Origin of the sequence: Pseudomonas meliae (assembly GCF_001400515.1) — a bacterium.
In the GTDB taxonomy this organism is placed as follows: Bacteria; Pseudomonadota; Gammaproteobacteria; order Pseudomonadales; family Pseudomonadaceae; genus Aquipseudomonas; species Aquipseudomonas amygdali.
The window spans coordinates 5,207-31,949 of record NZ_LJQT01000474.1; the positions used below are offsets into that span (position 1 = coordinate 5,207).

Sequence of the window (26,743 nt, forward strand, 5' to 3'; positions counted from 1 at the left end):
AGGCTGACGGGCCGCAGCATCCGCAATTGCTCGAACTGGCGGCCAGCCTGGGGTCGGCCAGCAGTCACCCGGTCAGCCGTGCATTGGCCGGGCTTGTGGATAACACTCGGCTGCTGCCGTTGCTGGACACCCGTGAGCGGCAGGGACTGGGTGTGGTGGCGTTCACCGGGCAGGGTGAGGCAGCGCTGGGTCGTCCGGAATTGTTCGAGCAGTTGGGCATTGTCACCCCCGGCGTACCTGCACATGACGGTCCGCTGGCCGGGTTGTCGCTGGATGGCGTTTTCCTGGCCTGGCTGCTGCTGGCCGACAGCGTCAAGCCTGAAGCGCAGGCTGCGCTGTTTGAATTACGTGAGCTGGGCATGGGACGGCAGTTGCTGTTGACCGGCGACCGACAAAGCGTGGCCGACAACCTGGCACACGATATTGGCATAGCAGACGTTCAGGCGCAGGCATTGCCGGAGGACAAACTGAACCGTGTCATGGGCGAGATCGCCAGTGGCTTCCGGCCGATGGTGGTCGGTGACGGGGTCAACGATTCGCTGGCTCTCAAGGCAGGCGTGGTCGGCGTCGCGATGGGGGCGGGCGGGGCGGACATTGCCCTGGCTTCCGCCGATATCGTGCTGATCGGCAGCGATCTGCGTCGCCTGGGCACCTGTGTGCGGCTCAGCCGTCAGTGCCGTCAGACCTTACAGGTCAACGTGATCATCGGTCTGGGCTGGACGCTGGCCATCGTTGCGCTGGCCGCCTTTGGTCTGCTCGGCGCTGCCGGCGCAATGGTCGCGGCTATCCTGCACAATCTGAGCACCTTATTAGTGTTGGGCAATGCCGGTCGCCTGCTGCGCTTTCAGGAGCCATTGCTGAAGCTCTAGGCATTTGGTGAACGACAAGGCTCAGGCTAGCGGCGCTGATCAGCGCTATAAAACGGCTTGAGCTTTGACGAATTCTGTTACAAATTAAGCGCTGTGTTTCAGTGCGTGATCCAAATTCAGGCTGTCTTTCGGCTCGAATCAGTGGGCACAGGGCTGTTCCCCGAAGTTGATTCATTGCAGTTTTGCCGTCGCCAATAGCCTTTGCGGGCCCTTTTGCGGGGCCCTTGCTGGATTACTCTTTTTGAGTTTCTGGATAAGGGGGTGATTTTGAATGCTTACACAACTTCCAACGACCTTGCAGAACCTTCATCTGCCGTTACGGCTCAAGCTCTGGGACGGCCATCAGATGGACCTGGGGCCTGCGCCCAGCGTCACGATAGTGGTCAAGGACCCGCAACTGGTCTCCGATTTCAACCACCCCAGCCTGGGCTTGCTCGGCAGTGCCTTCGTAGAGGGGCGGCTGGAGCTGGAAGGTTCGATCAGCGAAGTTGTCCGGGTTTGCGATGAACTGACTCATGCCCTTGTGGATGATGATGACAGCACCGACAACCCGATCCGCGTCCAGCATGACAAGGACACTGACGCCGCGTCGATTGCCTACCATTACGACGTATCCAACGACTTCTACCAGCTCTGGCTCGACAAAGAGATGGTCTACTCCTGCGCGTACTTCAAGACCGGTGACGAATCGCTCGAGCAGGCGCAGCAGGATAAATTCCACCATCTGTGCCGCAAGTTACGGCTCAAGCCAGGTGAGTATCTGCTGGACGTGGGGTGCGGCTGGGGCGGACTGGCGCGGTTTGCCGCTCGCGAATATGGCGCGAAGGTTTTCGGCATCACGCTCAGCGAGCAACAACTGACGCTGGCCCGTCAACGAGTGCAGGCCGAGGGCTTGCAGGACAAGGTCGACCTGCAACTGCTCGACTACCGCGACCTGCCGCAGGATGCGCGCTTCGACAAGGTGGTCAGCGTCGGTATGTTCGAGCACGTAGGGCACGCTAATTTGCCGTTGTACGCGCAATGCCTGTTCGGTGCGGTGAAGGAGGGCGGCCTGGTCATGAATCACGGGATCACCGCCCGGCATACGGACGGGTGTCCTGTCGGGCGCGGTGCCGGGGAGTTCATCGACCGCTATGTATTCCCCAACGGCGAGCTGCCGCACGTGGCCATGATCAGCGCCCATATCAGTGAAGCCGGGCTGGAAATAGTCGACGTGGAAAGCCTGCGCCCGCACTACGCCAGAACGCTGGAACACTGGAGCGCGCGGCTTGAATCAAGGCTCGGCGAAGCCGCCCGTATCGTGCCCGAACATACCCTGCGCATCTGGCGTCTGTACCTGGCGGGCTGCGCCTATGGATTCGCCAAGGGCTGGATCAACCTGCACCAGATACTCGCCGTGAAGCCCTTTGCCGATGGCAAGACCGGGTTGCCGCTGACGCGGGAGGATATTTATGGATGAGCTTTAGTTAGGAACACCGAGGCCGGGATACTCTGAGAGTCTTAAGTGTCTTGAGCACGCAAGGCGGCGTTCGTGCTCGGCAGGCCGATTAGCAGAGGGTTACGATGCGCTCGAATATGTCTTTCATGGGGCCATAGTTCACGTTGACGCCATCAATATTGGCCCTTACCCATTCCTCCTGACTGACGGTTGCCCAATCGAGCTCATAGCCTGCAGACAAGGCAAGGTGCTCAAAGAGAATGCGCTGAACCCTGCCGTTGCCTTCGCGGAAGGGGTGAATCATATTGAGTTCACAGTAATACTCTGCCAAGCCTCCGCAAAAAGCGTCTTTGTCCAATGCGCCCAGCCAGTTTTTCCTCTGAAGACTGGCAAAAATTTTAGCCGCCTCCACCTCAATTCGTGCGCAGGTACAAAAGCGAGTTCCACCTTTTGAAATATCGACACTTCTGATGTTTCCGGCCCACTCATAGAGGTCGGAAAAGAGTAGGTGATGCAGCTGTTTTAAATTGTCGAGACTGTAAGGAGGTGCGACGTACTGGACGCGATTAACGGTAATGGCAGTGATGTCTCGCTCTGCTGCTTCAAGGTCATCCATGTCTTGAATGTTCAGCTTGTTTTTCAGTACCGATGAGCCGGGATAGCAATAGTGGTCATGAGAAGCATCGTATCTGTCCATTGATCATCTTCTGTGCTTGGCCAGTATCATCTCCAAAGACGTTTTCTCGTCGGTGAAGGGTATGTGGATTCCTTCCAGTTTCGAACTGCTAATGAAATTTCTGTGTTTGTTCTCTTCAAAACGCTCATGCGGGTCGACCGTACGACCGAGAACATACAGTGAGCATGTTTGTATCAGCCGGTCGAGCTCTGCTTGATTGTGTGCCGTTATTTGAAAACCCAGGCTTTTTGAGAGTTTGCGTTTGGCTTCTCTGAAGGTGTTTTCATGGGCGGCCATGTGGACGGAGGTCTTACTCGCCCAGAGCGCGGTTTTCAGAACATTCAGTTTCGAGAATAACGCTACCCAGCCATTGACCCCGAGCTTCAACATCAGCTGAGTTTCGATGCACCTCTTCACTTCAATAAATGTTCCGAGCTTTTGCAGGTCGTCTATTCGATCAGCCTGTAACACCTGCTGCAGCGACGCCTTCATCTTGAGCCTCGTAAAATCCATTGATGCGCGTGGTTATCAAAATTCTAGTGAAAATTCATTGGTTATCCAATGCTTGAGGTGCAACAAGTAGTACACCTGAATCTTCAAAGAATCGGTGAAATCAGCCGCGCCACGCGCATACCCAGTTGATGCAGGCGCCGCGTTTCGTGGCTTTCCTGCACGGATATTTCGCGGGCGAGGTTGAAGTCGGCAGTGAGCATGGATTCCACCTGGCTGGAGAAGTCGCTGTCGACCGTCAGTAGCATCAGTTCGAAGTTGAGGCGGAACGAGCGGTTGTCGAGGTTTGCGCTGCCTATGGCAGTGATGTCGTTGTCGACCAGCACGACCTTCTGGTGCAGGAAGCCTGGTTCGTAACGGAATACCCGCACGCCGGCACGCACGGCATCGAAGGCGTACAGGCTGGAGGCGGCATAGACCACATAATGATCAGGCCGTGAGGGCAGCAGCAGGCGCACATCCACCCCGCGCAGTACCGCCAGGGTCAGCGCAGCGGTCACGGCTTCGTCAGGTATGAAGTAAGGGCTGGTGATCCATACGCGCTCTTCGGCAGCGTGGATGGCTTCGACGAAGAACAGCGAGCAGGTTTCCTGCGCATCGGCCGGGCCACTGGTCAGCAACTGGCAGAGCACACCATCCTCGGGAAACTCATCAGGCAGGCTCAATGGTGGCAGCTCGCGGGTGGCCCAGAACCAGTCTTCGGCGAACGACTCCTGCAGGCAGGCGACCACCGGGCCGATGACTTCTACATGGGTATCGCGCCAAGGTGCCAGCGGCGGCTTCAGCCCCATGTATTCATCACCGACGTTATGCCCGCCCATGTAGCCTTTCAGGCCATCGACGACGACGATCTTGCGGTGGTTGCGGAAGTTGATCTGAAAGCGATTCAACCAGCCGCCACGTGTGGCAAAGGCTTTTATCTGTACGCCACCGTCGCGCAATTTGTCGATGTAGGCCCCCGGCAGTGCGTGGCTGCCGATCCGGTCATAAAGGACAAAGATGCCTACGCCCTCGGCGGCTTTTTCCAGCAGCAGTGTTTGCAGCTGGCGACCGAGGTTGTCGTCATGAATGATGAAGAACTGAATCAGGATTGTCTTTTTCGCCTCACGGATGGCTTTGAAGATCGCTCCGAAGGTTTCCTCACCATTAATCAATAACCTGACTTTGTTGTTGGCCAGTGCAGGCATGTTTCCCAACTTGGGCATGGCGCGCAACGCTGCATAGGCATCCGAGCGACGTGCTGCCACAGCTTCCTCGATCCACGGCCGCCAGTTGAGGCTGCCAATCGCAATGCGCATTTCCTGGTTAGCCTGGCGACGGGCCTTGATGTACGCGTCGAACGAGCTTCTGCCGAACACCAGATAAGGCAGCAGGGTGAAATACGGAATGAACAGCAGCGGCATCGCCCAGGCAATCGCACCTTGAGAGGTACGCACCGTCAGCAGCGCGTGAATGGCGGCGCCTGTGCCCAGCAAATGAATGAAGCCGAGGACATAACCGAAAAAGTACGGGTCGTGATAATCCATGTGGAACAATGCTCCTCGTCTTTGCTGCCTAACAGACCACAGCTGAACGGGAATGTCGCTATTTTATTCCCCATGCAACTGGGCGACGTCTGTGCCGTCTAAGGCCTATCTTCCGGCTGGATGATTCCGGCCCCGTTTACATCTGCAATCGTCCATCAGGAATCTTGAAATGAACAAACGCATATTGGCCTGGATGTTTTGCCTGGCTACCCCTCTGGCTCAAGCGCAGATGCTGCAACCCGGCTTGTGGGAACTGACTTCTAGCAATATGAAGGTGGACGGACAGCAATTGCCGGACATGCAATTGATGCTCGGCCAATTGCAGAACCTGCCGCCTGAGCAGCGCGCCATGATGGAACAGATGATGAAGAAGCAGGGCGTGTCGCTCGGCGGCAAGGGCGTTAGGGCCTGCCTGACACAGGCTCAGGTACAGTCTGACAACATTCCGCTGACTGATCCGGCTTCCGGATGCACGCAAAAAATTACCGCGCGAAATGGCAAGACCTGGAATTTTCAGTTTAGCTGCCCGAAAGCTCAGGGCACCGGGCAGGCGCAGTTCCTTAGTGATCGTGAGTTCACCACAAACGTGGTGGGTACTTTCAATGCCACTGGTCAGCAACAGAATGGCAGCATGGACACTCGCGCTGTATGGCTGGGACCACAGTGCGGCAATGTCGCCCCGCGTACCTGATCAAATTCAGAGGGTTATGTTCCACGTGGAACACTCTGTCTGAAGGCGGTGATTTTTTGTCACGTTGGCGGGGTGCCAGATGACGGAATCTTCATGAAGGGCTTCATGTTTCGTCCGTAACTGCATGTTATATTGTTACTAATGATGTGGATGAACCCTTCGTGAGCCGAGATGCTCAATTTGCTCTTTGAGATGTTCCATGCACCGACGCCAAGTGTTGCTCAACATGCTGCTGGCCAGCGCGGCTCTGACGTTGCCGTTGGGTGCCTATGCCACACAGATTCGTAACGCCCGCCTGTGGCGTACCAACGACAAGCTGCGCCTGGTCCTCGACCTTAGCGGCCCGGTGCAGTACAAAACTTTCACGCTTACCGCCCCCGACCGCCTGATCATCGATGTCAGCGGTTCGCGGCTGACCGGCGACTTCAGCCAGCTGGCGCTGGACCGTACCGTTATCAAATCCATTCGCTCCGGGCACTACGGCCAGGGTGACGACACGCGCATCGTGCTGGACCTGACCGCGCCAGTGCAGCTCAATAGTTTTCTGCTCGGCCCGGAAGGTGGGCAGGGACACCGGTTGGTGCTGGACATGAGTTCCTCGGCCCATGCGCCCGTGCAGATGGCTGAACTGCCGCCACCGGTGCCCGTCCCGATCCAGACCAACAAGGCGCACACCGGACGCGACATCATGGTGGTGGTCGATGCCGGTCATGGCGGCAAGGATCCTGGCACCGTCGGTTCGCGGGGTGAACGCGAAAAAGATGTGGTGCTGTCCATCGCTCAGTTGCTGGCCAGACGTTTGAAGCGCGAGAAAGGCTTCGACGTACGTCTGGTGCGCAACGATGACTTTTTCGTACCGCTGCGCAAGCGCGTCGAGTTCGCGCACAAGTCCAACGCCGACATGTTCATCTCCGTACATGCCGACGCAGCGCCTCGTCTGACGGCCTCTGGTGCTTCGGTATTTGCCCTTTCCGAAGGCGGTGCAACCTCGGCAACGGCGCGTTTCATGGCGCAGCGGGAAAACGGTGCCGACCTGTTGGGTGCCTCGTCGCTGCTCAACCTCAAGGACAAGGACCCGATGCTTGCCGGGGTGATTCTCGACATGTCGATGAACGCTACGATTGCAGCCAGCCTGCAACTGGGCCACACCGTTCTCGGCAGTCTGGAAGGCATTACCACGTTGCATCAGAAGCGTGTCGAGCAGGCCGGGTTCGCCGTGCTCAAGTCACCGGACGTACCGTCGATTCTGGTCGAAACCGGGTTTATCTCCAACAGTCGAGACAGTCAGCGTCTGGTCACAGCGCGTCATCAGCAGGCCGTTGCAGACGGCTTGTTCGATGGCCTGCAGCGCTATTTCCAGCGCAACCCGCCAGTGGATTCGCACATGGCCTGGCTGCAAGCGCAGAAGCAGGAACAGCAGGTCTGAGCAGGTCAACGGCAGCCGTTCAGCCGGCTGCAGGTGATCTTGCTACGCGTACCGCTTGAGCTGGACACCCGCGTGATTGTTGTCCAGCCCACGCGCTGGACAGTGCCTACCCAGGCTTCGCCATTGGAAGCCAGCCCGGTAAAAAACGTCAGCTGACCATAGCGACTGTTGGTCTGCGTCCAGCGGCGCTTATCGAGTACCTCGTAACCCTTCAACCAGGTCGTCGATCCGGCGGTGGTCACGCTGTAGCTATTGCCTTGGGCATCGCTGCACGCCAGCACCGTCGCGCTACGCGTACAGGTGGCGAGGTCGGCAGAAGGCCTGGGTGGTGCTGCCATCAAGTGCGCGCTGATCAACATCGCCACCAAACCTGTTGAAACCCGTCTCATGAAGATCCCTTCACCAACGCCGTAGCTATTATGTGTTGTTATACCATAACATCTCAGTGTGATTAGAGCCGGCTGCCTGAGGGATTCGTTGCAGCCGACATGAACAAGGTTCAAGCCTTGCAGCTGCCTGGAGAATCCTGATGGCAAATCTTCTACCCGTTACCGTTCTGTCCGGTTTTCTAGGGGCCGGTAAAAGCACTTTACTCAATTATGTGCTGCGCAATCGTGAAAACCTGCGGGTTGCCGTAATAGTCAACGATATGAGTGAGATCAATATCGATGGCAGCGAAGTTCAGCGCGATGTCAGCCTGAACCGTGCCGAAGAAAAGCTGATCGAGATGAGCAATGGCTGCATCTGCTGCACCTTGCGCGAGGACTTGCTCGAAGAGGTCAGTCGTCTTGCTCAGGACGGTCGTTTTGACTATTTATTGATCGAATCCACTGGAATCTCCGAACCACTGCCAGTGGCCGAGACCTTCACTTTTCGTGACGAAGCTGGCAAAAGCCTGATGGATCTGGCGCGTCTGGACACCATGGTCACCGTCGTCGATGGCGTGAATTTTCTGCTCGACTACGAAGCGGCGGACGGCTTGTCCACACGCGGTGAAAGCCTGGGTGAAGACGATGACCGCTCGATTACCGACCTGCTGATCGAGCAGATCGAATTTGCCGACGTCATCCTGCTCAGCAAGATCGACCTGATCAGCTCCAGTGAGCGTGAAGAGCTGATGGCGATCCTGAAGCGCCTCAACCCCGAAGCCGAGATTGTGCCGATGGTGATGGGCCAGGTGCCGTTGGCGACGATTCTCAACACCGGGCGTTTTGACTTCCAGCGCGCGTCTCAGGCACCGGGCTGGCTCAAGGAAATGCGCGGCGAACACACGCCGGAAACCGAAGAGTACGGCATAGCATCAACTGCCTATCGTGCCCGGCGCCCGTTCCATCCGGAGCGTTTTTTCAATTTCATCAATCGCCCGTGGACCAATGGCAAACTGCTGCGCTCCAAAGGCTTCTTCTGGCTGGCCAGCAAATACAAGGATGCAGGTAGCTGGTCGCAGGCGGGCGGCTTGATGCGCCACGGTTTTGCCGGACGCTGGTGGCGCTTCGTGAACCGTGAAAGCTGGCCAGAGGACAGAGAAAGCGTCAAATCCATTCTGGAGAACTGGTCGACTGAAACCGGTGACTGCCGTCAGGAACTGGTGTTCATTGGCCAGAACATCGATTTTGCACGGCTGACCAGCCGAGCTGGATAACTGCCTGCTCACCGATGCGGAAATGGCGGCGGGTGTCGAGCGCTGGCGCACGCTGGCCGATCCTTTTGGCGACTGGTACGAAGAAGAGGTGGCTGCCTGATGCTGGCCTATCGTTTGAATGACAAGAACGCGGTTCGTCAGGCACACGGCGGCACGCCTGAGGTATTGAGCGAGATCCTCCAGGATGACGTCAACCTTGCGGTCTGGCAGCGTCAGCTGCCTGCGCACATCGAAGATTTCGGTGCCTTGTTGCTGTCGATGGGCGAGCCCCTTGCAGAGTCCATGCCCCTGCAAGTAAGGGGGGGTGAAGTCGAGCCTGACCTGACCACGCTGGCTCGGGGATATTCCGATTTGCAGGGGTATCAGGGTTTCATTGCCGACGTTTCCTGGCTGGTCAGCGCTTATGCCTGTCTGCTGGGTGCCGAGTGCGTTGGCCTGCGCCTGCGGGTGCTCGATAAAGCCATGTGCCCGCGTTTCCATGTCGATCATGTGCCGGTGCGCCTCATCACCACTTACGGCGGGGTGGGCAGCCAGTGGCTGCATGAAGACGTCATGGACCGCAAACAACTCGGTCGCCTCGATGCCGAGCCCACCAATGCCGCCGACATCCAGCAGATCAACAGCGGGGAAGTGGCGTTGCTCAAGGGTGAACGCTGGCACGGTAACGAAGGCTTCGGTTTGATCCATCGCTCGCCGCAACTGCTGCGTAACGAGCGCAGGTTGATTCTGACGCTGGACTGGCTGGACTGAAGCTTTATTCAGGCGTTACCCATTGCCCCTTGCTCTGGCCTTCACAGAAGGGCTTGAGGTACAGCGCGTCACGGGCGACCCCGTAATAGTGAATGTGCTCGCGATACGGCAGATTGGCGACCTGCGCATTGCGACAGACACCGAAGGCACCTGCCGGGCACTGTTGCGAGTAGGTCGTTTCGGTCTTCTGCCCGGCCAGTTGTGGCTTGCAGAAGCTGTCGTGGAACAGGTCTGCCGGGATATTGATATTTTCCTGGCAGACTTTCACATCCAGCCTTTCGGCCTGGCTGTGGACCAGACACGCCTCGGCCCACGCCGTACCCGAACTCACCGCCAGCAGCGTCAGTGCCAGGCGGGCGGGCAGCCACATCACTTGCATCATTACCCTTCCTTGCTCTTCAATGACCCACGCATTCGTCAAAAGTGATCCCATGCTGCAAAACATACCGACGCATGTCATCGGTGGCCCGCTGGGCGCCGGCAAGACCAGCCTGATCAAACGCCTGCTGGCGCAGAAACCCGCCCATGAACGCTGGGCCGTGTTAATCAATGAGTTCGGACAGATCGGTCTGGATGCCGCCCTGCTGACCACGGATGCCGATGGTATCGCACTTGGCGAAGTGGCTGGCGGCTGCCTGTGTTGCGTCAATGGCGTGCCGTTCCAGATCGGTCTGGGGCGGTTGTTGCGCAAGGCCCGGCCTGATCGTCTGCTGATCGAGCCTTCGGGGTTGGGTCATCCTGCGCAACTCATGGCGCAATTGCGCGAGGCACCCTGGCGTGGCGTCCTGAATGTTCAGCCCGGCGTGGTGGTGCTGGACGCGCAAGCAATGCTCGCCGGACAACCGTTGCCGAGCACTCAACAGGAAGCACTGGCGGATGCAGGGCTTGTGGTCATGAACAAGTCCGAGCAGCTGGATGAAGTCTCTCGCTTGGCATTGGCCGAACAGTTGCTGCCGCACGCCTTGATCTGGACCCGATACGGGGAGCTGCACCCGAGCCAAATACCGGGGTTCAACGCCGCTGCCGTTGTGGATAAACAGGCTGTGGATAAGTTGATGCTGCCCAACAGCGTTGGCCAGTTGCCTGCGCTATGGGTCGACCCGAAGGTACCGATCTGCCTGATTCAGGCAAGTGCTGAAGGCTGGAGCATCGGCTGGCGCTGGCATCCCTCGCAGCGCTTCGACCTGCAGCGCATTCTGTACTGGCTGGAAAGCATTGAGTGGCGGCGGGCAAAGATGGTTATCCACAGCGAAGGCGGCTGGTATTCCGGGAATGTGGTCGACGGTGCTCCGCTGGCCTGGCAAATCAGCGAATGGCGTCAGGATTCACGCCTGGAATTGATCTTCTCTACACCGCAGGATGTGGATAAGTTGCAGGCGCAGATGGTGGAGTGTCTGGCGTGATGCGCCGCTTGCTCGCGAAGGCGACCCTTCAAACGCCCTCTTTTCGGGGGCTTTGACGCCCTCTTCGCGAGCAAGCTCGCTCCCACAACGATTTGCATTTAACCAGCCGCTACTGCTTCCATTTCTGATGCGATTGACGCCACTCGCTCATTTGAATAATTTCAGCGCTGGGTGGTGGCGTCTTGATTTCAAACGGGTAGGGTGCCAGTTCGATTTGCGCAGTGTGCGCGCCGAACATGGTGATCGTGCCAGGGTGACGCTGCTCGCCGGTCACGGTGAACTCGAAGCCATACACGCGGGCCAGGCGCTTGCGGCCTTGAGCGTCGCGGGCGAAGGTCAGGCGGCGCAGGGCAACGGCGTCGTCCAGCAGTTGCAGCTCAAGGCGTGCGCAATGCTGCTTGACGCGCGCCAGCGCTTTCTCTCGCAGACCATGGGCGTGCCACCACCAGGCCGCAGCACTTGCGAACAGCATCAGCACGAAGATGTTTCCCAGGGTCAGCATGACGGAGTGCTCCAGCGTAGGAGTTACCAGCTTAACTGCCCTGAGTGATTTACAGCCATACTGCGCAACTTATATTTCTCATTATTGCATTTGCATCGTGTTCAGGATTCCGCCCCCAATGAAACGTACGCCTCACTTGCTCGCTATCCAGTCCCATGTGGTATTCGGCCACGCCGGCAACAGCGCAGCGGTGTTCCCGATGCAGCGTATCGGGGTCAATGTCTGGCCGCTCAATACGGTTCAGTTTTCCAACCACACGCAATACAAGCAGTGGACAGGCGAAGTGCTGGCCCCGCAGCAGATTCCCGCGCTGATCGAGGGGATAGCCGCCATCGGCGAACTGGGCAACTGTGATGCCGTGCTGTCCGGGTATCTGGGCAGTGCGGCGCAGGGCAGGGCGATTCTGACCGGCGTGGCGCGCATCAAGGCTGCCAATCCGAAGGCGCTGTACCTGTGCGACCCGGTGATGGGCCATCCTGAAAAAGGCTGCATCGTTGCGCCTGAAGTCAGCGACTTCCTGCTGGAAGAGGCTGCGGCCATGGCTGATTTCATGTGCCCCAATCAACTGGAGCTGGACAGCTTCTCTGGCCGCAAGCCCGAATCACTGCACGACTGCCTGGCGATGGCGCGGGCTTTGTTGGCGCGTGGCCCCAAAGCGGTTGTCGTCAAACACCTTGATTACCCCGGCAAGGCTGCCGACGGCTTTGAAATGCTGTTGGTGACTGCCGAGGCAAGCTGGCACCTGCGCCGCCCGCTATTGGCATTTCCACGCCAGCCGGTCGGTGTGGGGGATCTGACGTCCGGGTTGTTTCTGTCACGCATTTTATTGGGCGACGATCTGGTCGCAGCGTTCGAATTCACCGCAGCGGCAGTCCACGAAGTGCTGCTGGAAACGCAGGCTTGCGGCAGTTACGAGCTGGAACTGGTGCGCGCCCAGGATCGCATCGCGCACCCACGGGTGAAGTTCGACGCTGTGCGTCTGTAACCTTCAGATGTAACCGAGGGCTCAGCATCCATGTCTGAGCCTGTCTCTTACAAGGCTTCTTCCTTGATGTCCTGGTAACGCTTTTCCAGTTCCTGACGAATCTGGCGGCGTTGTTGCGCCTGAATGAAACGACGCTTGCCTTCCGGGGTTTCCGGTTCCAAAGGCGGTACGCTGGCGGGTTTGCGATTGTCGTCCACGGCAACCATGGTGAAGAAGCAACTGTTGGAATGGCGTACCGAGCGCTCGCGGATGTTTTCGGTGACCACCTTGATGCCCACCTCCATGGACGTGTTGCCGGTGTAATTGACCGAGGCGAGAAAGGTCACCAGTTCGCCGACATGCACCGGCTCGCGAAAAATCACCTGGTCCACCGACAGCGTTACCACATAGCGTCCGGCGTAGCGGCTGGCACACGCGTAGGCCACTTCGTCCAGGTACTTGAGCAACGTACCGCCGTGTACATTGCCAGAGAAGTTGGCCATGTCCGGGGTCATCAATACAGTCATCGACAGCTGGGCGTTTCCGGGTTCCATAGCGTACTCACACGGTCAAGGTGTTCAAGGGGCGCCTATGCTGGCGCTCAATGGGGCTTGCGACAGTTATCGGGACGCTGGCCAGCAGGCGGCCGTCACGCGTCATAACTATCTGTTTCCATATATTGCACCGGCTTTATGTCGAAGGGGGCGGTGTTAACCTGCAAAAACCCGTGGATCGGGAATTTTCCTACGCTTTCATCCGATTTTGATGGCGCAATTACCCGCCGACGCCGTTGCAAGAACAGCGCCAGCGGTTTTGGGAGTCATCACCCACAAGGAGCCGTACCCCCATGCATGCCATCAATTTCATTCAGGATCTGGCAGTGATCATGCTGGTGGCCGGCGTGGTAACCATTCTGTTCCATCGCCTCAGGCAGCCGGTGGTATTGGGCTATATCGTTGCCGGGTTCATCATCGGTCCGCACACTCCGCCGTTCAGTCTGATCCATGACGAAGAAACCATCAAAATTCTGGCCGAACTGGGGGTGATCTTCCTGATGTTCTGCCTGGGGCTGGAATTCAGCCTGCGCAAACTGTTCAAGGTCGGCGCTACGGCGTTCATCGCGGCCTTTCTGGAAATTGCCCTGATGATCTGGATCGGTTACGAGATCGGGCAGTTCTTTGGCTGGAAAACCATGGACTCGCTGTTTCTCGGCGCGATTCTGGCGATCTCTTCCACCACCATCATCGTCAAGGCGCTCAACGACCTGAAGATGAAGAACCAGCATTTTGCCCAGCTGATCTTCGGTGTGCTGATCGTCGAAGACATCCTCGGCATCGGCATTATTGCGCTGTTGTCCGGCATCGCAGTCAGCGGCTCCGTCAGTTCGGGGGAAGTGTTTTCCACGGTCGGCAAACTGTCGCTGTTCATGATCGTAGCGCTGGTGATCGGGATTCTGCTGGTGCCCCGTTTGCTGGCCTATGTCGCCAGGTTCGAAAGCAATGAAATGCTGTTGATTACCGTGCTGGGCCTGTGTTTCGGCTTCTGCCTGCTGGTGGTCAAGCTGGAATACAGCATGGTGCTGGGCGCGTTCCTGATCGGCGCGATCATGGCCGAGTCGCGTGAGCTGCTGAAAATCGAGCGATTGATAGAACCGGTTCGCGACATGTTCAGCGCAATCTTTTTTGTCGCTATCGGTTTGATGATCGATCCGAAAATCCTGCTGGAATATGCCTGGCCGATTGCAGTCATCACCGTCGCCGTGGTGCTGGGCAAGATGCTGTCTTGCGGCCTTGGGGCGTTTATCGCCGGCAATGACGGTCGCACCTCATTGCGCGTGGGGATGGGGCTGTCACAGATTGGCGAGTTTTCCTTCATCATCGCGGCGCTGGGCATGACCCTGCAGGTCACCAGCGATTTTCTCTACCCGGTGGCAGTGGCGGTATCAGCGATTACTACTTTGCTGACGCCCTACCTGATTCGCGGTGCTGATCCGCTGTCACTCAAGCTGGCGTCGATCATGCCCCGGCGGGTTGCGCGGGTGTTCGGCATGTACGGTGAATGGCTGCGCAGCATTCAGCCACAAGGGCAAAGTGCAGTGCTTGCCGGAATGATCCGGAGGATTCTGCTACAGGTCGGGGTCAATCTGGCGCTGGTAATGGCGATTTTCTTCAGCGGTGGTTACTTTGCCGAGCATCTTGGCGGGTACATGGACGAATGGGTGGCGGATGTCAGTCACCAGAAAGCCTGGATCTGCGGCGCGGCGTTGCTGCTGTCGCTGCCGTTTCTGATTGCCGCGTATCGCAAGCTCAAGGCGCTGTCGATGCTGCTGGCGGAGATGGGCGTCAAACCCGAGATGGCGGGCCGACATACCGTGCGGGTGCGCAAGGTCGTGGCGGAAGTGATTCCGCTGTTGTCGCTGGTGGTGATTTTCGTGATGCTTGCAGCATTGTCGGCAAGTATTCTGCCTGCCAACGAATTGCTGCTGGTCATCGCCCTGATTGCCGCTCTGGTCGCGGCACTGCTCTGGCGCTGGCTGATCCGCGTGCATACGCGGATGCAGATCGCGCTGCTGGAGACCCTGGGCAATAATCAGGAATCATCCGGGCATTGAGCCCGGAGATTACCTTACAGTCTTCGCCGCGCAGGGGGGTCTCAGCTTTCCAGCCAGACATCCCGAGCCCAGTGCCAGACCGACTCCCAGCTTTCCTCGGTGACCAGTTCCTCTTCGGCAGACCACAGCACTACCGTGCCGTCTTCTTCGACGCAGTAGTAGTCGTCGCCGTCCTGGCAGATCGGAATCAGCTCGCGCGGCACGCCCAGATCCCAGGCCGTGGCGGCCACGTCCGGCAAATAGGTGTGCGACTGCGGATCGGTCACGGTGACGGGCTCAAGGCTGCCGTACACCACATCGCTGACCGTCAGGAGAAACTCTTTGAAGACGAACGGAATATTGATGAACAGTTGTTCTTCAATTTCGACCAGCTGGTCTTCGTCTGGCAGCTCAAGCGGAACCGGGACCGGTTCGTTTGCTTCACGCAGTTGTTCGATGACTTCTTCCACGACACAGATCCTCTCACTTGATGGCGCGGGTTATACAGTAGCGTAAAGCCTTTCTCAAAATAACTATCCGAACGGATAAGCAAAAACCCCGGACATGTCCGGGGTTCTGAACGCGAGAAAGGAATCTGGTTCAACCGTTCTGGCGAATTCCTGCTACCAGCCACGGCTGGTTATCACCCTGTGGGCGCTCCATATTCCAGCTTTCGCTGAACACTTCGCCCTGGTCGAAGCGCGACGACTTGGACACGCCCGAGAAGGTCAGGGTAGCGATGGTCTTGTCGGCGCGATCATCCACACCGTCCAGTTGAACCTGGAGGTTGTCGATGTAGGTCGACTGAAAGCCATCGCCCAGGTCCGCACGTTCCTTTTTCAGGAACTGCAGCATTTGCGGGGTAACGAACTCGGCGATCTTGTCCATTTCGTTGGCGTCCCAGTGCTGCTGCAGCGACTGGAAGTGGCCACGAGCGGCTTCCAGAAAGCGCTCTTCGTTGAACCAGGCCGGGGCGTTGATCACTGGCGCAGCGGAGGCCGGTGAGGAACTGCCGAAGATCGGGTTCTGCGCAGGCTGGCTGCTTTCACGCTGGTACGGTGCACCGGCAGCGGCCATTTTCGGCTGTTGCTGCTGACGACGACGCGCAATGAAGCGGAAGATCAGGAAGGCGATGAGACCCATGATCAGGATGTCGAACAGTTGCAGGCCGTTGAAGCCGTCACCCATGAACATCGACGCGAGCAGGCCACCGGCAGCGATACCGGCCAATGGGCCCAGCCAGCGAGACGCACCGCTTGCCGCAGGCGCAGGACGGCCCGCAGCGTTAGGCGCTGCCGCAGGCGTGGAGGGTGCGGCCTGACGTGTCTGATGCGTGGGCGCCGAGCCCATGCTCTTGCCGCCACCGAAACGCGCGGCGTTCACATCCAGGCTCATGGTGAGCCCGATGCATAGCGCCATCGCGATGCTAAGAAAACGTTGCATAAGGGTATTCCCGTTTTGTGATTGCACGCGCGCCATGTTGCACAGCAGATGACTACATGACCAGCGCGTTAGTGTTTCGGACTTTTACATAAATAGCGTAGGACTTTTCAGCGCGCTTGGTAAGACTTGTGATTAGCCCCACGCACCGAGGTTATACACAGGTCTTGGAACGCCCGGAATAAATGGCCTCTGTGCTTCTGCCCGAAGGGCGTNGAGCGAACTTGTTCGCGAAAAGGTCTTTATAATCGCCAAAAATGCATCGACTGAAACAGCGCCTTCGCGAGCAACCTTGCTCCCACGGTCTGCGGCCAGAATCAAAAGCGGACTAATGTATGACGCCGAGCGCGGGAACAAGAACTGGCACCGCGCCCAACCCCTGAACGCTACAACGGCACCAGCTTCGCATAGCCCATCATCAGCCACTTGCTGCCTTCGGCGAAGTTGACTTGCACCCGTGCCTGAGCGCCAGCGCCCTCGAAGTTGAGGATCACGCCTTCGCCGAACACCGCATGCTGTACGCGCTGGCCCATGGTGAACTCGGTTTCCGGAATGCCGGTGCCGTTGAACAGGCTGCTGCTGTTGAACTTCGGAGTGCCACCGAACGGGCGACTCACGCTGTTGGACAGGCGTACTTCCTGGATCAGCGCCGGCGGGATCTCGCGTACGAAACGCGAGACCTTGTTGTAGGTTTCGCTGCCATACAGACGACGCGTTTCGGCGTAGGTCATCACCAGCTGTTTCATGGCGCGGGTGATGCCGACATAAGCCAGACGTCGCTCTTCTTCCAGGCGCCCCGGCTCTTCCAGACTCATCTTGTGCGGGAACAGCCCTTCCTCCATGCCCACCAGGAACACATGCGGAAACTCCAGGCCCTTGGCGCTATGCAGGGTCATCAGCTGAATGCTGTCTTCATGCTCCTGCGCCTGGGTGTCGCCGGCTTCCAGTGAGGCATGCCCCAAAAACGCTGCAAGTGGCGTCAGGTCTTCTTCGCTTTCGTGATTCTCGAAAGCACGGGCCGCGCTGACCAGTTCCTCAAGGTTTTCTACCCGCGCCTGGCCTTTCTCGCCTTTTTCCTGCTCGTGATAGGTGATCAGCCCGGACTGCTCGATAACCGTCTGGGTCATCAGGTGCAGCGGCATCTCCATGACCTTCGCCGACAGGTTCTCGATCAGCTCGATGAACCCGCCCAGGGCCATGGCGGCGCGGCCGGTCAGGCCCTTGTTGGCGACCAGCAGGCGCATGGCTTCCCACATGGAGACGTCGGCATGACGCGCATGTTCGCGAATCGCTTCGACGGTCTTTTCGCCGATGCCGCGAGCCGGAACGTTGATCACCCGCTCGAGTGCTGCATCGTTGCCACGACCTTCCAGCAAGCGCATATACGCCATCGCGTTCTTGATTTCGGCGCGTTCGAAGAAGCGCTGCCCGCCGTAAATGCGATATGGAATACGTTCGCGCAGCAGGGCTTCTTCCAGCACCCGCGACTGGGCGTTGGAACGGTACAGAATGGCGATGTCGTTGCGCGAGATGCCGGTTTTCAGCGCGCTTTCGATGGTCTCGACCACATAGCGCGCCTCATCGTGTTCGTTGAAGGCGGCATACAGGTTGATCAGCTCGCCATCGCCGACGTCAGTCCACAACTCCTTGCCCAGGCGGCCGCTGTTATTGACGATCAAGCCGTTGGCGGCCTTGAGGATGCTCGCTGTGGAGCGGTAATTCTGCTCCAGACGGATGACTTCGGTGTCCGGGAAGTCAGAGGAATACTGGTGAATGTTCTCGATCTTCGCGCCACGCCAGCCGTAAATGGACTGATCGTCGTCGCCGACCACCATCAGGCTGTCGCCACCCTGAGCGAGCAGACGCAGCCACGCGTATTGCACGGCGTTGGTGTCCTGGAATTCATCCACCAATACATGGCGGAAACGACGCTGATAATGCGCGAGCAAACCCGGATTATCGCGCCACAGGTCGAGTGCGCGCAGCAGCAGTTCGGAGAAGTCGATGACGCCAGCCCGCTGACAGGCGACCTCGTAGGCTTCGTAGACGCTTTTCATGGTGGTCAGGAACAGATCGCCGCTGGCCTGAATATGTTTCGGGCGCAGGCCCTCATCTTTCTGGCCGTTGATGAACCACTGTGCCTGACGTGCAGGCCAGCGTTGCTCATCCAGGCCCAGCTCGCGCATCACGCGTTTTACCAAGCGCTGCTGGTCATCGCTGTCGAGAATCTGGAAGGTTTGCACCAGCCCGGCTTCCTGCCAGTGCGCTCGCAGCAGGCGGTGGGCCAGACCGTGGAAGGTGCCCACCCACATGCCAGCAGGGCTGATGCCCATCAGCTGCTCGATGCGGTGGCGCATTTCGGCGGCAGCCTTGTTGGTGAACGTCACCGACAGAACCGAATGCGGGGAGGCTTGCTCGACCTGCATCAGCCATGCGATGCGATGCACCAGCACACGGGTTTTGCCGGAGCCAGCACCAGCCAGGACCAACTGACGACCCAATGAGGCGGCTACGGCCTGACGTTGGGAATCGTTGAGGGAATTCAGAAGAAGAGAGAGATCATCGCGCATCCGCGCATTCTAGGGTGCTGCGTCATGCCGGGCAAACCATGCTTTGCGTCAGGCAATAAAAATGACCGGGTGCTGACGACCGGTCGTCGAGCGTTGCAGGGTCGAGCGCGGTCAGTCGACCTTGAAGATTGGCCATTCGCAGGCCAGGCGCAGGATTCCGCTTAATGTAGGATTATTCCCACAATTTTTTTCGATTCACCCATTCAGGGCCCGTGTAAAAGGTTTCAGCGTCGTTTAACTGGGCGGTTTGCAGGTCATGTAGTATAACTACAAGAAAGCTACAACCCAGCCCATCTTCCTTTTGCCGAGTCTGCCCCTTGAATCTGCTGCAACACATCGCCCAGTCACGTAATTTGCTGCGCAAATCGGAGCTCAAGGTTGCCGATCATGTGCTGCTTGACCCTGCGGCTGTGATGCACAGTTCCATGGCGGATCTGGCGCACAGCGTCGGCATCAGCGAGCCAACCATCGTGCGCTTCTGCCGCGCCATTGGGTGCACCGGGTTTCAGGACCTCAAGCTCAAGCTGGCGCAGAGTCTGGCAGCGGGTGCGAGTTTCGGCCAGTTCGCGATTCACGAAGACGATTCGGTCGCCGACTACAGCCTGAAGATTTTCGACACTACCCTGCACACGCTCATGGAAGTGCGCGAAAACCTCGACCCCCATGCTTTACAGATGGCAGTCACGGCCATGGCCGGGGCCAATCGGGTCGAATTTTATGGGTTTGGCGCTTCCGGTGCAGTGGCTGCCGATGCGCAGCACAAGTTCTTTCGTTTGCTGCTGACCGCGGCAGCGTATTCCGACCCGCACATGCAGGCGATGTCGGCGGTCACGCTCAAGCCGACAGACGTCGCGGTATGCATTTCCCAGTCGGGGCGCTCCAAGGACTTGCTGATCACCGCCAATCTGGTCCGCGAGAGCGGCGCGACGCTGATTACCTTGTGCCCAAGCCAGACGCCGCTGGCCGAGCTGTCATCGGTCAATCTGGCCATCGATGTACATGAAGACACCGAAATCTACACGCCGCTGACGTCCCGTATCGCGCACCTGGTGGTGATCGATGTGCTGGCGATGGGCGTGGCAATGGCCCGCGGCCCGAGCCTGGTCAATCACCTCAAGAGCGTCAAGCGCAGCCTGCGCGGCCTGCGCGGCTTGCGTCTGTCGCCGAAGTCGATAAAGACTCACGAAGACTGATCGCTCAACCGAGCGTAATTCATCGATCTGTCATCTGCATGCCGCCTGATTGTCACTGTCGCGCTCCATTCTGGTGCTCCCACAAAACGTATTGGGAGACAGGATATGGCTCGGCATTACGATGATTTACCTACCAGCACCGTGAAAACCCGCCGCCAGCAGGAAGACCAGCGCCGCATGGAGTTTCGTCGGGCTATTGAGAGCTACAGTGAAGCGCGTCAGCTTAATCAGGAGCTGTGTGACTACATGGATGGTATCGACAACGCTGTATGGCAGACTATCAAGTTGCCCGCGGTCGACCGTCGAAACGCTCGACAAGCTGGTTGATCTGCGCACGTTCGGTGCGGATGAACGCAAGAAAGGCATGTGCCACGGGTGAAAGGCGTTTGTCTCGGGCCTGAGCTACGCACCAGCTTCGATACAGCGGCAGCTCCGCCACGGGTAGCTCCACGAGAGCACCGGTGGCGAGTTCCTGGCAGACCGCATGCCGTGTCAGCATCGCCAGGCCCAGTCCGGCGACCACGCATTCACGTTGCGCCTCGCTGGAAGACACCTCCAGCGTCTGCGTGAAATGCACGCGTTTCTCTTTGAAGTACTCCTCGCAGGCCCGGCGTGTACCTGACCCCGTTTCCCGGGTCAGCAACGGCCAGGGCTCCAGGTCTTTCAAATTCAGCGTCGCATGGCTGCTCAGCGGGTGGTCGGGTGGTGCTACGGCGACAATCGGGTTGTTGAGAAAGGGTAGAAACTCCAGACCCATATCCAGCGGAACCGCTGACATCACTACAAGATCATCGCGGTTGTCCGATAATCGCCTGATTATCTGCGCACGATTGACAACCATCAGGCTCAGGCTGACTTCCGGGTGCTGGCGTTTGAATGCAGCGAAAAGGTGAGGGATGAAATACTTGCAGCTGGATTCAATCGCCAGCTTCAACTGGCCTTGCAGCGAGCCCTCCATGTCCGAAAGCTGCATGTCGAGACTTTCCAGGCGTCCGAAAATATCCCGGCTGGCCAGTTGCAGTGCCTGCGCCGCCTCAGTCAGGTAGAGCTTTTTGCTGACGTATTCGAACAGCGGCTGGCCGATCAGCTCTTCAAGCTGGCGAATCTGCAGGCTGACGGCAGGCTGCGTCAGAGACATCTCTTCGGCTGCACGGCTGTATGAGCGCAGATCACATACTTCATTGAAAATACGCAGCTGACGCAATGTCATACGCATCAATGACTTACGCATTTATACAAGCTTCCTGAGACGACAAGAAGCGTCAACTATAAGCTTTTACTTATTCATGTCCCAACTTTTACTCATTTTTGTTAATCCTTGATTCGGCATAGGGTGTCCCTGCGGCATTCAGTCACATGCCCTGTTACAAAAACGGGTCGAGGAAAACGCCAGTGATAACAAAAATTCTGATCGCCAACCGCGGGGAGATTGCCGTCCGGATCGTGCGTGCCTGCGCCGAGATGGGTATTCGCTCGGTCGCGATCTTTTCCGATGCCGACCGGCATGCCCTGCATGTCAAGCGTGCTGACGAAGCCTATAGCATTGGTGCCGAACCGTTGGCCGGTTACCTGAACCCGCGCAAGCTGGTGAATCTGGCGGTAGAGACTGGCTGCGATGCGCTGCATCCCGGTTATGGCTTTCTGTCGGAGAACGCCGAGCTGGCCGACATCTGTGCTGAACGTGGCATTAAGTTTATCGGTCCGTCCGCAGAAGTGATTCGTCGCATGGGTGACAAGACCGAAGCGCGGCGCAGCATGATCAAGGCCGGTGTGCCGGTTACGCCCGGCACCGAAGGCAACGTCGCGGACATCGACGAGGCGCTGGTCGAAGGCGAGCGTATTGGTTACCCGGTAATGCTCAAGGCCACCTCCGGCGGCGGCGGGCGCGGCATACGCCGTTGCAACAGTCGCGAAGAACTCGAGCAGGCCTTCCCCCGGGTGATTTCCGAAGCAACCAAGGCCTTTGGCTCGGCGGAAGTGTTTCTCGAGAAGTGCATCGTCAATCCCAAGCACATCGAAGCGCAGATTCTGGGTGACAGCTTCGGCAATGTGGTGCACCTGTTCGAGCGCGACTGCTCGATTCAGCGCCGTAACCAGAAGCTCATCGAAATCGCCCCCAGCCCGCAACTGACTCCCGAGCAGCGTGCTTATATCGGTGATCTGTCGGTGCGTGCGGCCAAGGCTGTCGGTTACGAGAACGCAGGGACCGTGGAGTTTTTGCTCGCCGAGGGCGAGGTGTACTTCATGGAAATGAATACCCGGGTTCAGGTCGAGCACACCATCACCGAAGAAATCACCGGCATCGATATTGTTCGCGAGCAGATCCGTATTGCGTCCGGCCTGCCGCTGTCGATCAAGCAGGAAGACATCATTCACCGCGGTTTTGCCCTGCAATTCCGGATCAATGCCGAAGACCCGAAGAACAACTTCCTGCCCAGTTTCGGCAAGATCACCCGCTATTACGCGCCCGGAGGACCAGGCGTGCGCACCGATACGGCGATTTACACCGGCTACGCCATTCCGCCGTTTTACGACTCGATGTGCCTGAAGCTGATCGTCTGGGCGCTGACCTGGGAGGAGGCGATGGACCGTGGCCTGCGTGCGCTGGATGACATGCGCCTGCAAGGAGTGAAGACCACGGCTGCCTATTACCAGGAAATTCTGCGTAGCCCGGAATTTCGCAGCGGTGAATTCAACACCAGCTTTGTCGAGAGCCACCCCGAGCTGACCAATTATTCGATCAAGCGCAAACCCGAAGAGCTGGCTCTGGCCATCGCCGCCGCCATTGCCGCACACGCCGGTCTGTAAGGAATAGTGAAATGTCCAAGAAGATTTTCGTAACCGACACCATCCTGCGTGACGCTCACCAATCATTGCTGGCGACCCGCATGCGTACCGAGGACATGCTGCCGATCTGCGACAAGCTCGACAAGGTCGGTTACTGGTCGCTGGAAGTCTGGGGCGGCGCGACCTTCGATGCCTGCGTGCGTTTTCTCAAGGAAGATCCATGGGAGCGCCTGCGTCAACTGCGCGCGGCCTTGCCCAATACCCGGTTGCAAATGCTCCTGCGCGGCCAGAACCTGCTGGGCTATCGGCATTACAGCGATGACGTGGTCAAGGCGTTCGTCGCCAAGGCGGCGGTGAATGGTATCGATGTGTTCCGTATTTTCGATGCCATGAACGATGTGCGTAACCTGCGCGTTGCCATCGAAGCGGTAAAAGCTGCGGGCAAGCATGCGCAAGGCACCATCGCTTACACCACCAGCCCGGTGCACACCATCGAAGCGTTCGTCGCACAGGCCCGGCAGATGGAAGCGATGGGCTGCGATTCGGTGGCGATCAAGGACATGGCCGGTCTGCTGACTCCCTATGCCACGGGTGAACTGGTCAAGGCGCTGAAAGCCGAACAGTCGCTGCCGGTGTTCATTCACTCCCACGACACCGCAGGCCTGGCTGCCATGTGCCAGCTCAAGGCCATTGAAAGCGGCGCGGACCATATTGATACGGCGATCTCCAGCTTTGCCTGGGGCACCAGTCATCCGGGCACAGAGTCGATGGTTGCGGCGCTCAAGGGCAGCGAGTTCGACACCGGGCTGGACCTGGAGCTGTTGCAGGAAATTGGTCTGTATTTCTACGCGGTGCGTAAGAAGTATCACCAGTTCGAAAGCGAATTCACGGCGGTCGATACCCGTGTGCAGGTCAATCAGGTGCCTGGCGGGATGATTTCCAACCTGGCCAATCAGCTCAAGGAGCAGGGCGCGCTCAATCGCATGGGCGAAGTGCTGGCTGAAATTCCGCGCGTGCGCAAAGACCTCGGTTATCCACCGCTGGTAACGCCGACCTCACAGATCGTCGGTACTCAGGCGTTCTTCAACGTGCTGGCTGGCGAGCGCTACAAGACCATCACCAATGAAGTGAAGCTTTATCTACAGGGCGGTTATGGCAAGGCGCCGGGGCCGGTGGATGAAAAGCTGCGTCGTCAGGCCATTGGCAATGAAGAACTGATCGATGTTCGCCCGGCCGATCTGCTCAGGCCGGAGATGACCAAGTTGCGTGCCGATATCGGCGCACTGGCCAAATCCGAAGAGGACGTGCTGACGTTTGCCATGTTCCCGGACATCGGCCGCAAGTTTCTTGAAGAGCGTGCAGCTGGAACGCTGACGCCGGAAGCGCTGCTGCCGATTCCCGAAGCCGGAAGCGTGGCCAGAGCGGGCGGCGAGGGCGTGCCGACCGAGTTCGTGATTGATGTGCACGGCGAAACCTATCGGGTCGACATCACCGGCGTGGGCGTCAAGGCCGAGGGCAAGCGCCACTTCTACCTGTCCATCGATGGCATGCCGGAAGAGGTGGTGTTCGAACCGCTCAACGAATTTGTCGGCGGCGGTGCCAGCAAACGCAAGCAGGCTCATGCACCGGGCCACGTCAGCACCACCATGCCGGGCAATATCGTCGATGTGCTGGTCAAGGAAGGCGATATGGTCAAAGCAGGGCAGGTGGTATTGATCACCGAAGCCATGAAGATGGAAACCGAGGTTCAGGCGTCGGTCGCGGGCAAGGTTGTGGCGATTCACGTTGCCAAGGGCGACCGCGTCAATCCGGGTGAGGTTCTGGTCGAGATCGAAGGCTGACCGGGCACATACAGATAATTCAACGATTTACCTCAGGGAAGCACTCGTGGCTTCCCTTTTTTTATTCTGTGCAGGCGGGCCCGGTTGTCACCGCTATCGTTGCGCACGCTCCAGCGTGGGAATGCCGTTCTCGACGCTCTGCGTCCTCAGGATCAGCGAAACGCCTCAAGCCCTTTGATCTGCTGCCCGTCCGCGAAGTTATCCACAGCCAGCCAGCATTCAAAGGCCTTCTGCAATTCAGGCCATTCGCTGTCGAGTATCGAGTACCACGCTGTGTCCCTGCTCTGGCCCTTGACTACCATGTGCTGGCGGAAGGCGCCTTCGTAGCTGAAGCCGAAACGTTGGGCTGCGCGTTTGGAGCGGGCGTTGTTGGCGTTGCACTTCCATTCCAGGCGGCGATAGCCCAGCGTGAATGCTTCCCTGGCCAGCAGGTAAATGGCTTCGGTGCCTTTGGGGGTTCGTTGCATGGCCGCGCTGAAAGTGACATGACCTATTTCGATACGCCCATGGGCGGCGACGATCGACATCAGGCTGATGACACCTTCGGCTTTACCGGTCTGCTGATCGACGACCGTATAAAACCATGGGTCGGACGCTGCCTGATGCCCGGACAGCCATGCATCAAAGGCACTGCGCTCGATAAAAGGCCCGTAAGGCAGGTAATCCCACAGTTTCGGGTCGGCATTCGGGCCCTGAAGCGCAGCCCACAAGTCATCGGCGTAACGTGTGGCATCGAGTTTTTCCAGGCGAATGAAACGGCCTGTCAGTGTGTTGGTGGTGGGCAATGCAGCGGCTTGCCAGTCCAGCAGAGTGTCGGACATCAATCACTTCCTGTTTCAGAGCGCTTTGCGAAATTGTATAAGGCCAGGTCGTTCGGCAATCCTTTCGTACAACTGAATGGCCGTGGCGTTGGTTTCGTGGGTCAGCCAATGCACCTTGTCGCAACCGTCTGACTTGGCCGTGGCGTAAACAAACTCGATCAGCTGCCTGCCAATGCCTGTTCCGCGTTGTTCGGGCGCGACAATCAGGTCCTGCAGGTAACAGGCATTGTTGATGCTCCAGTTGGAGCGATGGTAGATGAAGTTCACCATGCCCACCGCTTCGCCATCCAGCCAGGCCAGCGCCGAGTGGGTCGGCTCGTGCGAATCCACAAGGCGTTGCCAGGTGACGTCGCTGACACTTTCGTCCAGCTCGGTATTGTAGAAGCGCAGATAGGCCTGCCATAGCGGCAGCCAGGCTTTATGGTCGTTGACAGTAACGACGCGAATCCGGACATCGGTCAAAACGTTCTCCCTGCGCTCATCAAACGAGCGATTTGCTGGTCGTTTGCATTCTCGCTTGCTGCGAGGCCGTCGCGTACACCGGCCATGTCCGAAGCGCTGCGGTTCTGGCTGAGTTTGCGTTTGCCTTGCAGCCGCTGCACGGGAATTGCAAACCCTGCAATCGCCCCCAGCATTTTTGCAATGTAGTCCGCAGGTGCATCCTCGATTGACCAGGGTTGCGGGCGGCTGGATTCATGGCGATGGGTCAGGTCAGCCAGCAATTGGTGCAGTTGCGCTGCATCGGTAAAAACCGTGGCCTGCCCATAGGCATGCACGGCCAGATAATTCCAGGTAGGTACAACCTTGCCGTGTTCTGCCTTGCTCGGGTAGAAAGACGGGCTCACATAGGCATCGCCGCCGGGAAAAATCACCAGCGCCTCGACACCTGAGTTCAACTGCTGCCACTGTGGGTTGGCTCTGGCCAGATGCCCGTAAAGCGTGCCGTGCGGGCCTTCATCGCGGCGCAACAGCAGCGGCAAGTGAGTCGCGTGCAATCCTTCTTCACCCTGTGTAACAAGAATAGCCAGGCGAGTTTGATCCATCTGCTCGTGCAGGCTGAGCGTGTCGTTTTCCTTGAAGGCAGCAGGTATGTACATGGTCCAT

The 26,743-nt window shown here is 58.3% G+C and carries 26 protein-coding genes and 1 pseudogene (1 of these 27 only partly in view); 13 read left to right on the forward strand and 14 right to left on the reverse strand.

Features of this window, described 5'->3' with window-relative positions:
* Positions 1-869: the 3' portion of a heavy metal translocating P-type ATPase gene (locus tag ALO64_RS21905; RefSeq protein WP_054991802.1), read on the forward strand. It extends 1,051 nt beyond the left edge of the window; only the last 869 of its 1,920 coding nucleotides appear in the window; its start codon lies beyond the left edge, outside the window; the stop codon is at positions 867-869.
* Between the two features lie 271 nt (positions 870-1,140).
* Entirely contained in the window at positions 1,141-2,328 is a 1,188-nt protein-coding gene (gene cfaB / locus ALO64_RS21910) for a C17 cyclopropane fatty acid synthase CfaB (RefSeq protein WP_044343602.1), read from the forward strand.
* Positions 2,329-2,416: 88 nt separating this feature from the next.
* Here cfaB and ALO64_RS21915 read toward each other — a convergent pair whose 3' ends face one another.
* From ALO64_RS21915 to cls, 3 genes are all read right to left on the reverse strand, one after another.
* Positions 2,417-3,004, reverse strand: coding sequence for a putative adenosine monophosphate-protein transferase Fic (locus ALO64_RS21915; protein WP_044343603.1), 588 nt, complete (start codon positions 3,002-3,004; stop codon positions 2,417-2,419).
* Between the two features lie 3 nt (positions 3,005-3,007).
* A complete protein-coding gene (locus ALO64_RS21920) occupies positions 3,008-3,475 on the reverse strand; it encodes a hypothetical protein (protein WP_235378673.1) in 468 nt (155 codons plus the stop codon).
* A 104-nt stretch (positions 3,476-3,579) separates the two neighbouring features.
* On the reverse strand, positions 3,580-5,019 hold the full coding sequence (gene cls / locus ALO64_RS21925) for a cardiolipin synthase (protein WP_005744900.1): 1,440 nt from the start codon (positions 5,017-5,019) through the stop codon (positions 3,580-3,582).
* Between the two features lie 169 nt (positions 5,020-5,188).
* On the opposite strand from cls, the gene ALO64_RS21930 reads away from it, so the two are divergent.
* On the forward strand, positions 5,189-5,710 hold the full coding sequence (locus ALO64_RS21930; protein WP_002555930.1) for a DUF3617 domain-containing protein: 522 nt from the start codon (positions 5,189-5,191) through the stop codon (positions 5,708-5,710).
* Positions 5,711-5,909: 199 nt separating this feature from the next.
* Positions 5,910-7,136 carry an N-acetylmuramoyl-L-alanine amidase gene (locus ALO64_RS21935; RefSeq protein WP_044343605.1) on the forward strand — a complete coding sequence of 409 codons (1,227 nt, stop codon included), beginning with the start codon at positions 5,910-5,912 and terminating at the stop codon, positions 7,134-7,136.
* 5 nt (positions 7,137-7,141) lie between these two features.
* Here ALO64_RS21935 and ALO64_RS21940 read toward each other — a convergent pair whose 3' ends face one another.
* Positions 7,142-7,525, reverse strand: a complete 384-nt coding sequence (locus ALO64_RS21940; protein WP_016982157.1) for a hypothetical protein — start codon at positions 7,523-7,525, stop codon at positions 7,142-7,144.
* Between the two features lie 140 nt (positions 7,526-7,665).
* Between ALO64_RS21940 and zigA the strand changes: the two are divergent.
* Both zigA and ALO64_RS21950 read left to right on the forward strand, forming a co-directional pair.
* Positions 7,666-8,878: pseudogene (zigA, locus tag ALO64_RS21945) on the forward strand (zinc metallochaperone GTPase ZigA).
* The gene (locus ALO64_RS21950; RefSeq protein ID WP_002555926.1) at positions 8,878-9,528 is read left to right on the forward strand and encodes a DUF1826 domain-containing protein; all 651 of its coding nucleotides are present in this window, start codon (positions 8,878-8,880) and stop codon (positions 9,526-9,528) included. Before zigA ends, ALO64_RS21950 begins: the two are co-directional and overlap by 1 nt.
* A gap of 4 nt (positions 9,529-9,532) precedes the next feature.
* Here the strand turns inward: ALO64_RS21950 and ALO64_RS21955 are convergent, their stop codons facing one another.
* A complete protein-coding gene (locus tag ALO64_RS21955; RefSeq protein ID WP_002555925.1) occupies positions 9,533-9,907 on the reverse strand; it encodes a hypothetical protein in 375 nt (124 codons plus the stop codon).
* A 52-nt stretch (positions 9,908-9,959) separates the two neighbouring features.
* On the opposite strand from ALO64_RS21955, the gene ALO64_RS21960 reads away from it, so the two are divergent.
* Positions 9,960-10,931: a CobW family GTP-binding protein gene (locus tag ALO64_RS21960; RefSeq protein WP_002555924.1), complete on the forward strand. Its 972-nt coding sequence runs from the start codon at positions 9,960-9,962 to the stop codon at positions 10,929-10,931.
* A gap of 109 nt (positions 10,932-11,040) precedes the next feature.
* Here ALO64_RS21960 and ALO64_RS21965 read toward each other — a convergent pair whose 3' ends face one another.
* The gene (locus ALO64_RS21965) at positions 11,041-11,433 is read right to left on the reverse strand and encodes a DUF3301 domain-containing protein (protein ID WP_002555923.1); all 393 of its coding nucleotides are present in this window, start codon (positions 11,431-11,433) and stop codon (positions 11,041-11,043) included.
* A 118-nt stretch (positions 11,434-11,551) separates the two neighbouring features.
* Between ALO64_RS21965 and pdxY the strand changes: the two genes are divergently transcribed.
* Positions 11,552-12,418, forward strand: a complete 867-nt coding sequence (gene pdxY, locus ALO64_RS21970) for a pyridoxal kinase PdxY (RefSeq protein WP_044343606.1) — start codon at positions 11,552-11,554, stop codon at positions 12,416-12,418.
* 47 nt (positions 12,419-12,465) lie between these two features.
* Here pdxY and ALO64_RS21975 read toward each other — a convergent pair whose 3' ends face one another.
* Entirely contained in the window at positions 12,466-12,951 is a 486-nt protein-coding gene (locus ALO64_RS21975; RefSeq protein ID WP_002555921.1) for an acyl-CoA thioesterase, read from the reverse strand.
* 293 nt (positions 12,952-13,244) lie between these two features.
* Between ALO64_RS21975 and ALO64_RS21980 the strand changes: the two genes are divergently transcribed.
* On the forward strand, positions 13,245-15,008 hold the full coding sequence (locus ALO64_RS21980) for a cation:proton antiporter (protein WP_044343607.1): 1,764 nt from the start codon (positions 13,245-13,247) through the stop codon (positions 15,006-15,008).
* Positions 15,009-15,049: 41 nt separating this feature from the next.
* Here ALO64_RS21980 and ALO64_RS21985 read toward each other — a convergent pair whose 3' ends face one another.
* From ALO64_RS21985 to uvrD, 3 genes are all read right to left on the reverse strand, one after another.
* Positions 15,050-15,457 carry an SMI1/KNR4 family protein gene (locus ALO64_RS21985; protein WP_004659120.1) on the reverse strand — a complete coding sequence of 136 codons (408 nt, stop codon included), beginning with the start codon at positions 15,455-15,457 and terminating at the stop codon, positions 15,050-15,052.
* A 130-nt stretch (positions 15,458-15,587) separates the two neighbouring features.
* On the reverse strand, positions 15,588-16,430 hold the full coding sequence (locus ALO64_RS21990) for a Tim44 domain-containing protein (RefSeq protein ID WP_002555918.1): 843 nt from the start codon (positions 16,428-16,430) through the stop codon (positions 15,588-15,590).
* Between the two features lie 383 nt (positions 16,431-16,813).
* Complete coding sequence (gene uvrD, locus ALO64_RS21995) at positions 16,814-18,997, reverse strand: DNA helicase II (protein WP_044343608.1); 2,184 nt, start codon at positions 18,995-18,997, stop codon at positions 16,814-16,816.
* A gap of 317 nt (positions 18,998-19,314) precedes the next feature.
* Between uvrD and hexR the strand changes: the two genes are divergently transcribed.
* Complete coding sequence (hexR, locus tag ALO64_RS22000) at positions 19,315-20,190, forward strand: transcriptional regulator HexR (RefSeq protein WP_044343609.1); 876 nt, start codon at positions 19,315-19,317, stop codon at positions 20,188-20,190.
* Between the two features lie 141 nt (positions 20,191-20,331).
* Positions 20,332-20,517, forward strand: a complete 186-nt coding sequence (locus ALO64_RS24830) for a PA3496 family putative envelope integrity protein (protein WP_004659112.1) — start codon at positions 20,332-20,334, stop codon at positions 20,515-20,517.
* Here the strand turns inward: ALO64_RS24830 and ALO64_RS22005 are convergent.
* Positions 20,471-21,421, reverse strand: a complete 951-nt coding sequence (locus ALO64_RS22005) for a LysR family transcriptional regulator (RefSeq protein WP_044343610.1) — start codon at positions 21,419-21,421, stop codon at positions 20,471-20,473. The genes ALO64_RS24830 and ALO64_RS22005 overlap by 47 nt on opposite strands.
* Positions 21,422-21,582: 161 nt before the next feature.
* On the opposite strand from ALO64_RS22005, the gene ALO64_RS22010 reads away from it, so the two are divergent.
* Entirely contained in the window at positions 21,583-22,998 is a 1,416-nt protein-coding gene (locus ALO64_RS22010; protein ID WP_044343611.1) for an acetyl-CoA carboxylase biotin carboxylase subunit, read from the forward strand.
* Between the two features lie 11 nt (positions 22,999-23,009).
* Entirely contained in the window at positions 23,010-24,818 is a 1,809-nt protein-coding gene (gene oadA / locus ALO64_RS22015; protein ID WP_044343612.1) for a sodium-extruding oxaloacetate decarboxylase subunit alpha, read from the forward strand.
* A 152-nt stretch (positions 24,819-24,970) separates the two neighbouring features.
* On the opposite strand, the gene ALO64_RS22020 is transcribed toward oadA, so the two are convergent.
* From ALO64_RS22020 to ALO64_RS22030, 3 genes are read right to left on the reverse strand one after another with little or no spacing between them, the layout of a single operon-like run.
* Positions 24,971-25,639, reverse strand: a complete 669-nt coding sequence (locus ALO64_RS22020; RefSeq protein ID WP_044343613.1) for a GNAT family N-acetyltransferase — start codon at positions 25,637-25,639, stop codon at positions 24,971-24,973.
* Between the two features lie 15 nt (positions 25,640-25,654).
* Positions 25,655-26,101, reverse strand: coding sequence for a GNAT family N-acetyltransferase (locus ALO64_RS22025; RefSeq protein WP_002555909.1), 447 nt, complete (start codon positions 26,099-26,101; stop codon positions 25,655-25,657).
* Positions 26,098-26,736 carry an FMN-binding negative transcriptional regulator gene (locus tag ALO64_RS22030; protein WP_004667158.1) on the reverse strand — a complete coding sequence of 213 codons (639 nt, stop codon included), beginning with the start codon at positions 26,734-26,736 and terminating at the stop codon, positions 26,098-26,100. The genes ALO64_RS22025 and ALO64_RS22030 overlap by 4 nt, the downstream gene beginning before the upstream one ends.
* Between the last annotated feature and the right edge of the window lie 7 nt (positions 26,737-26,743).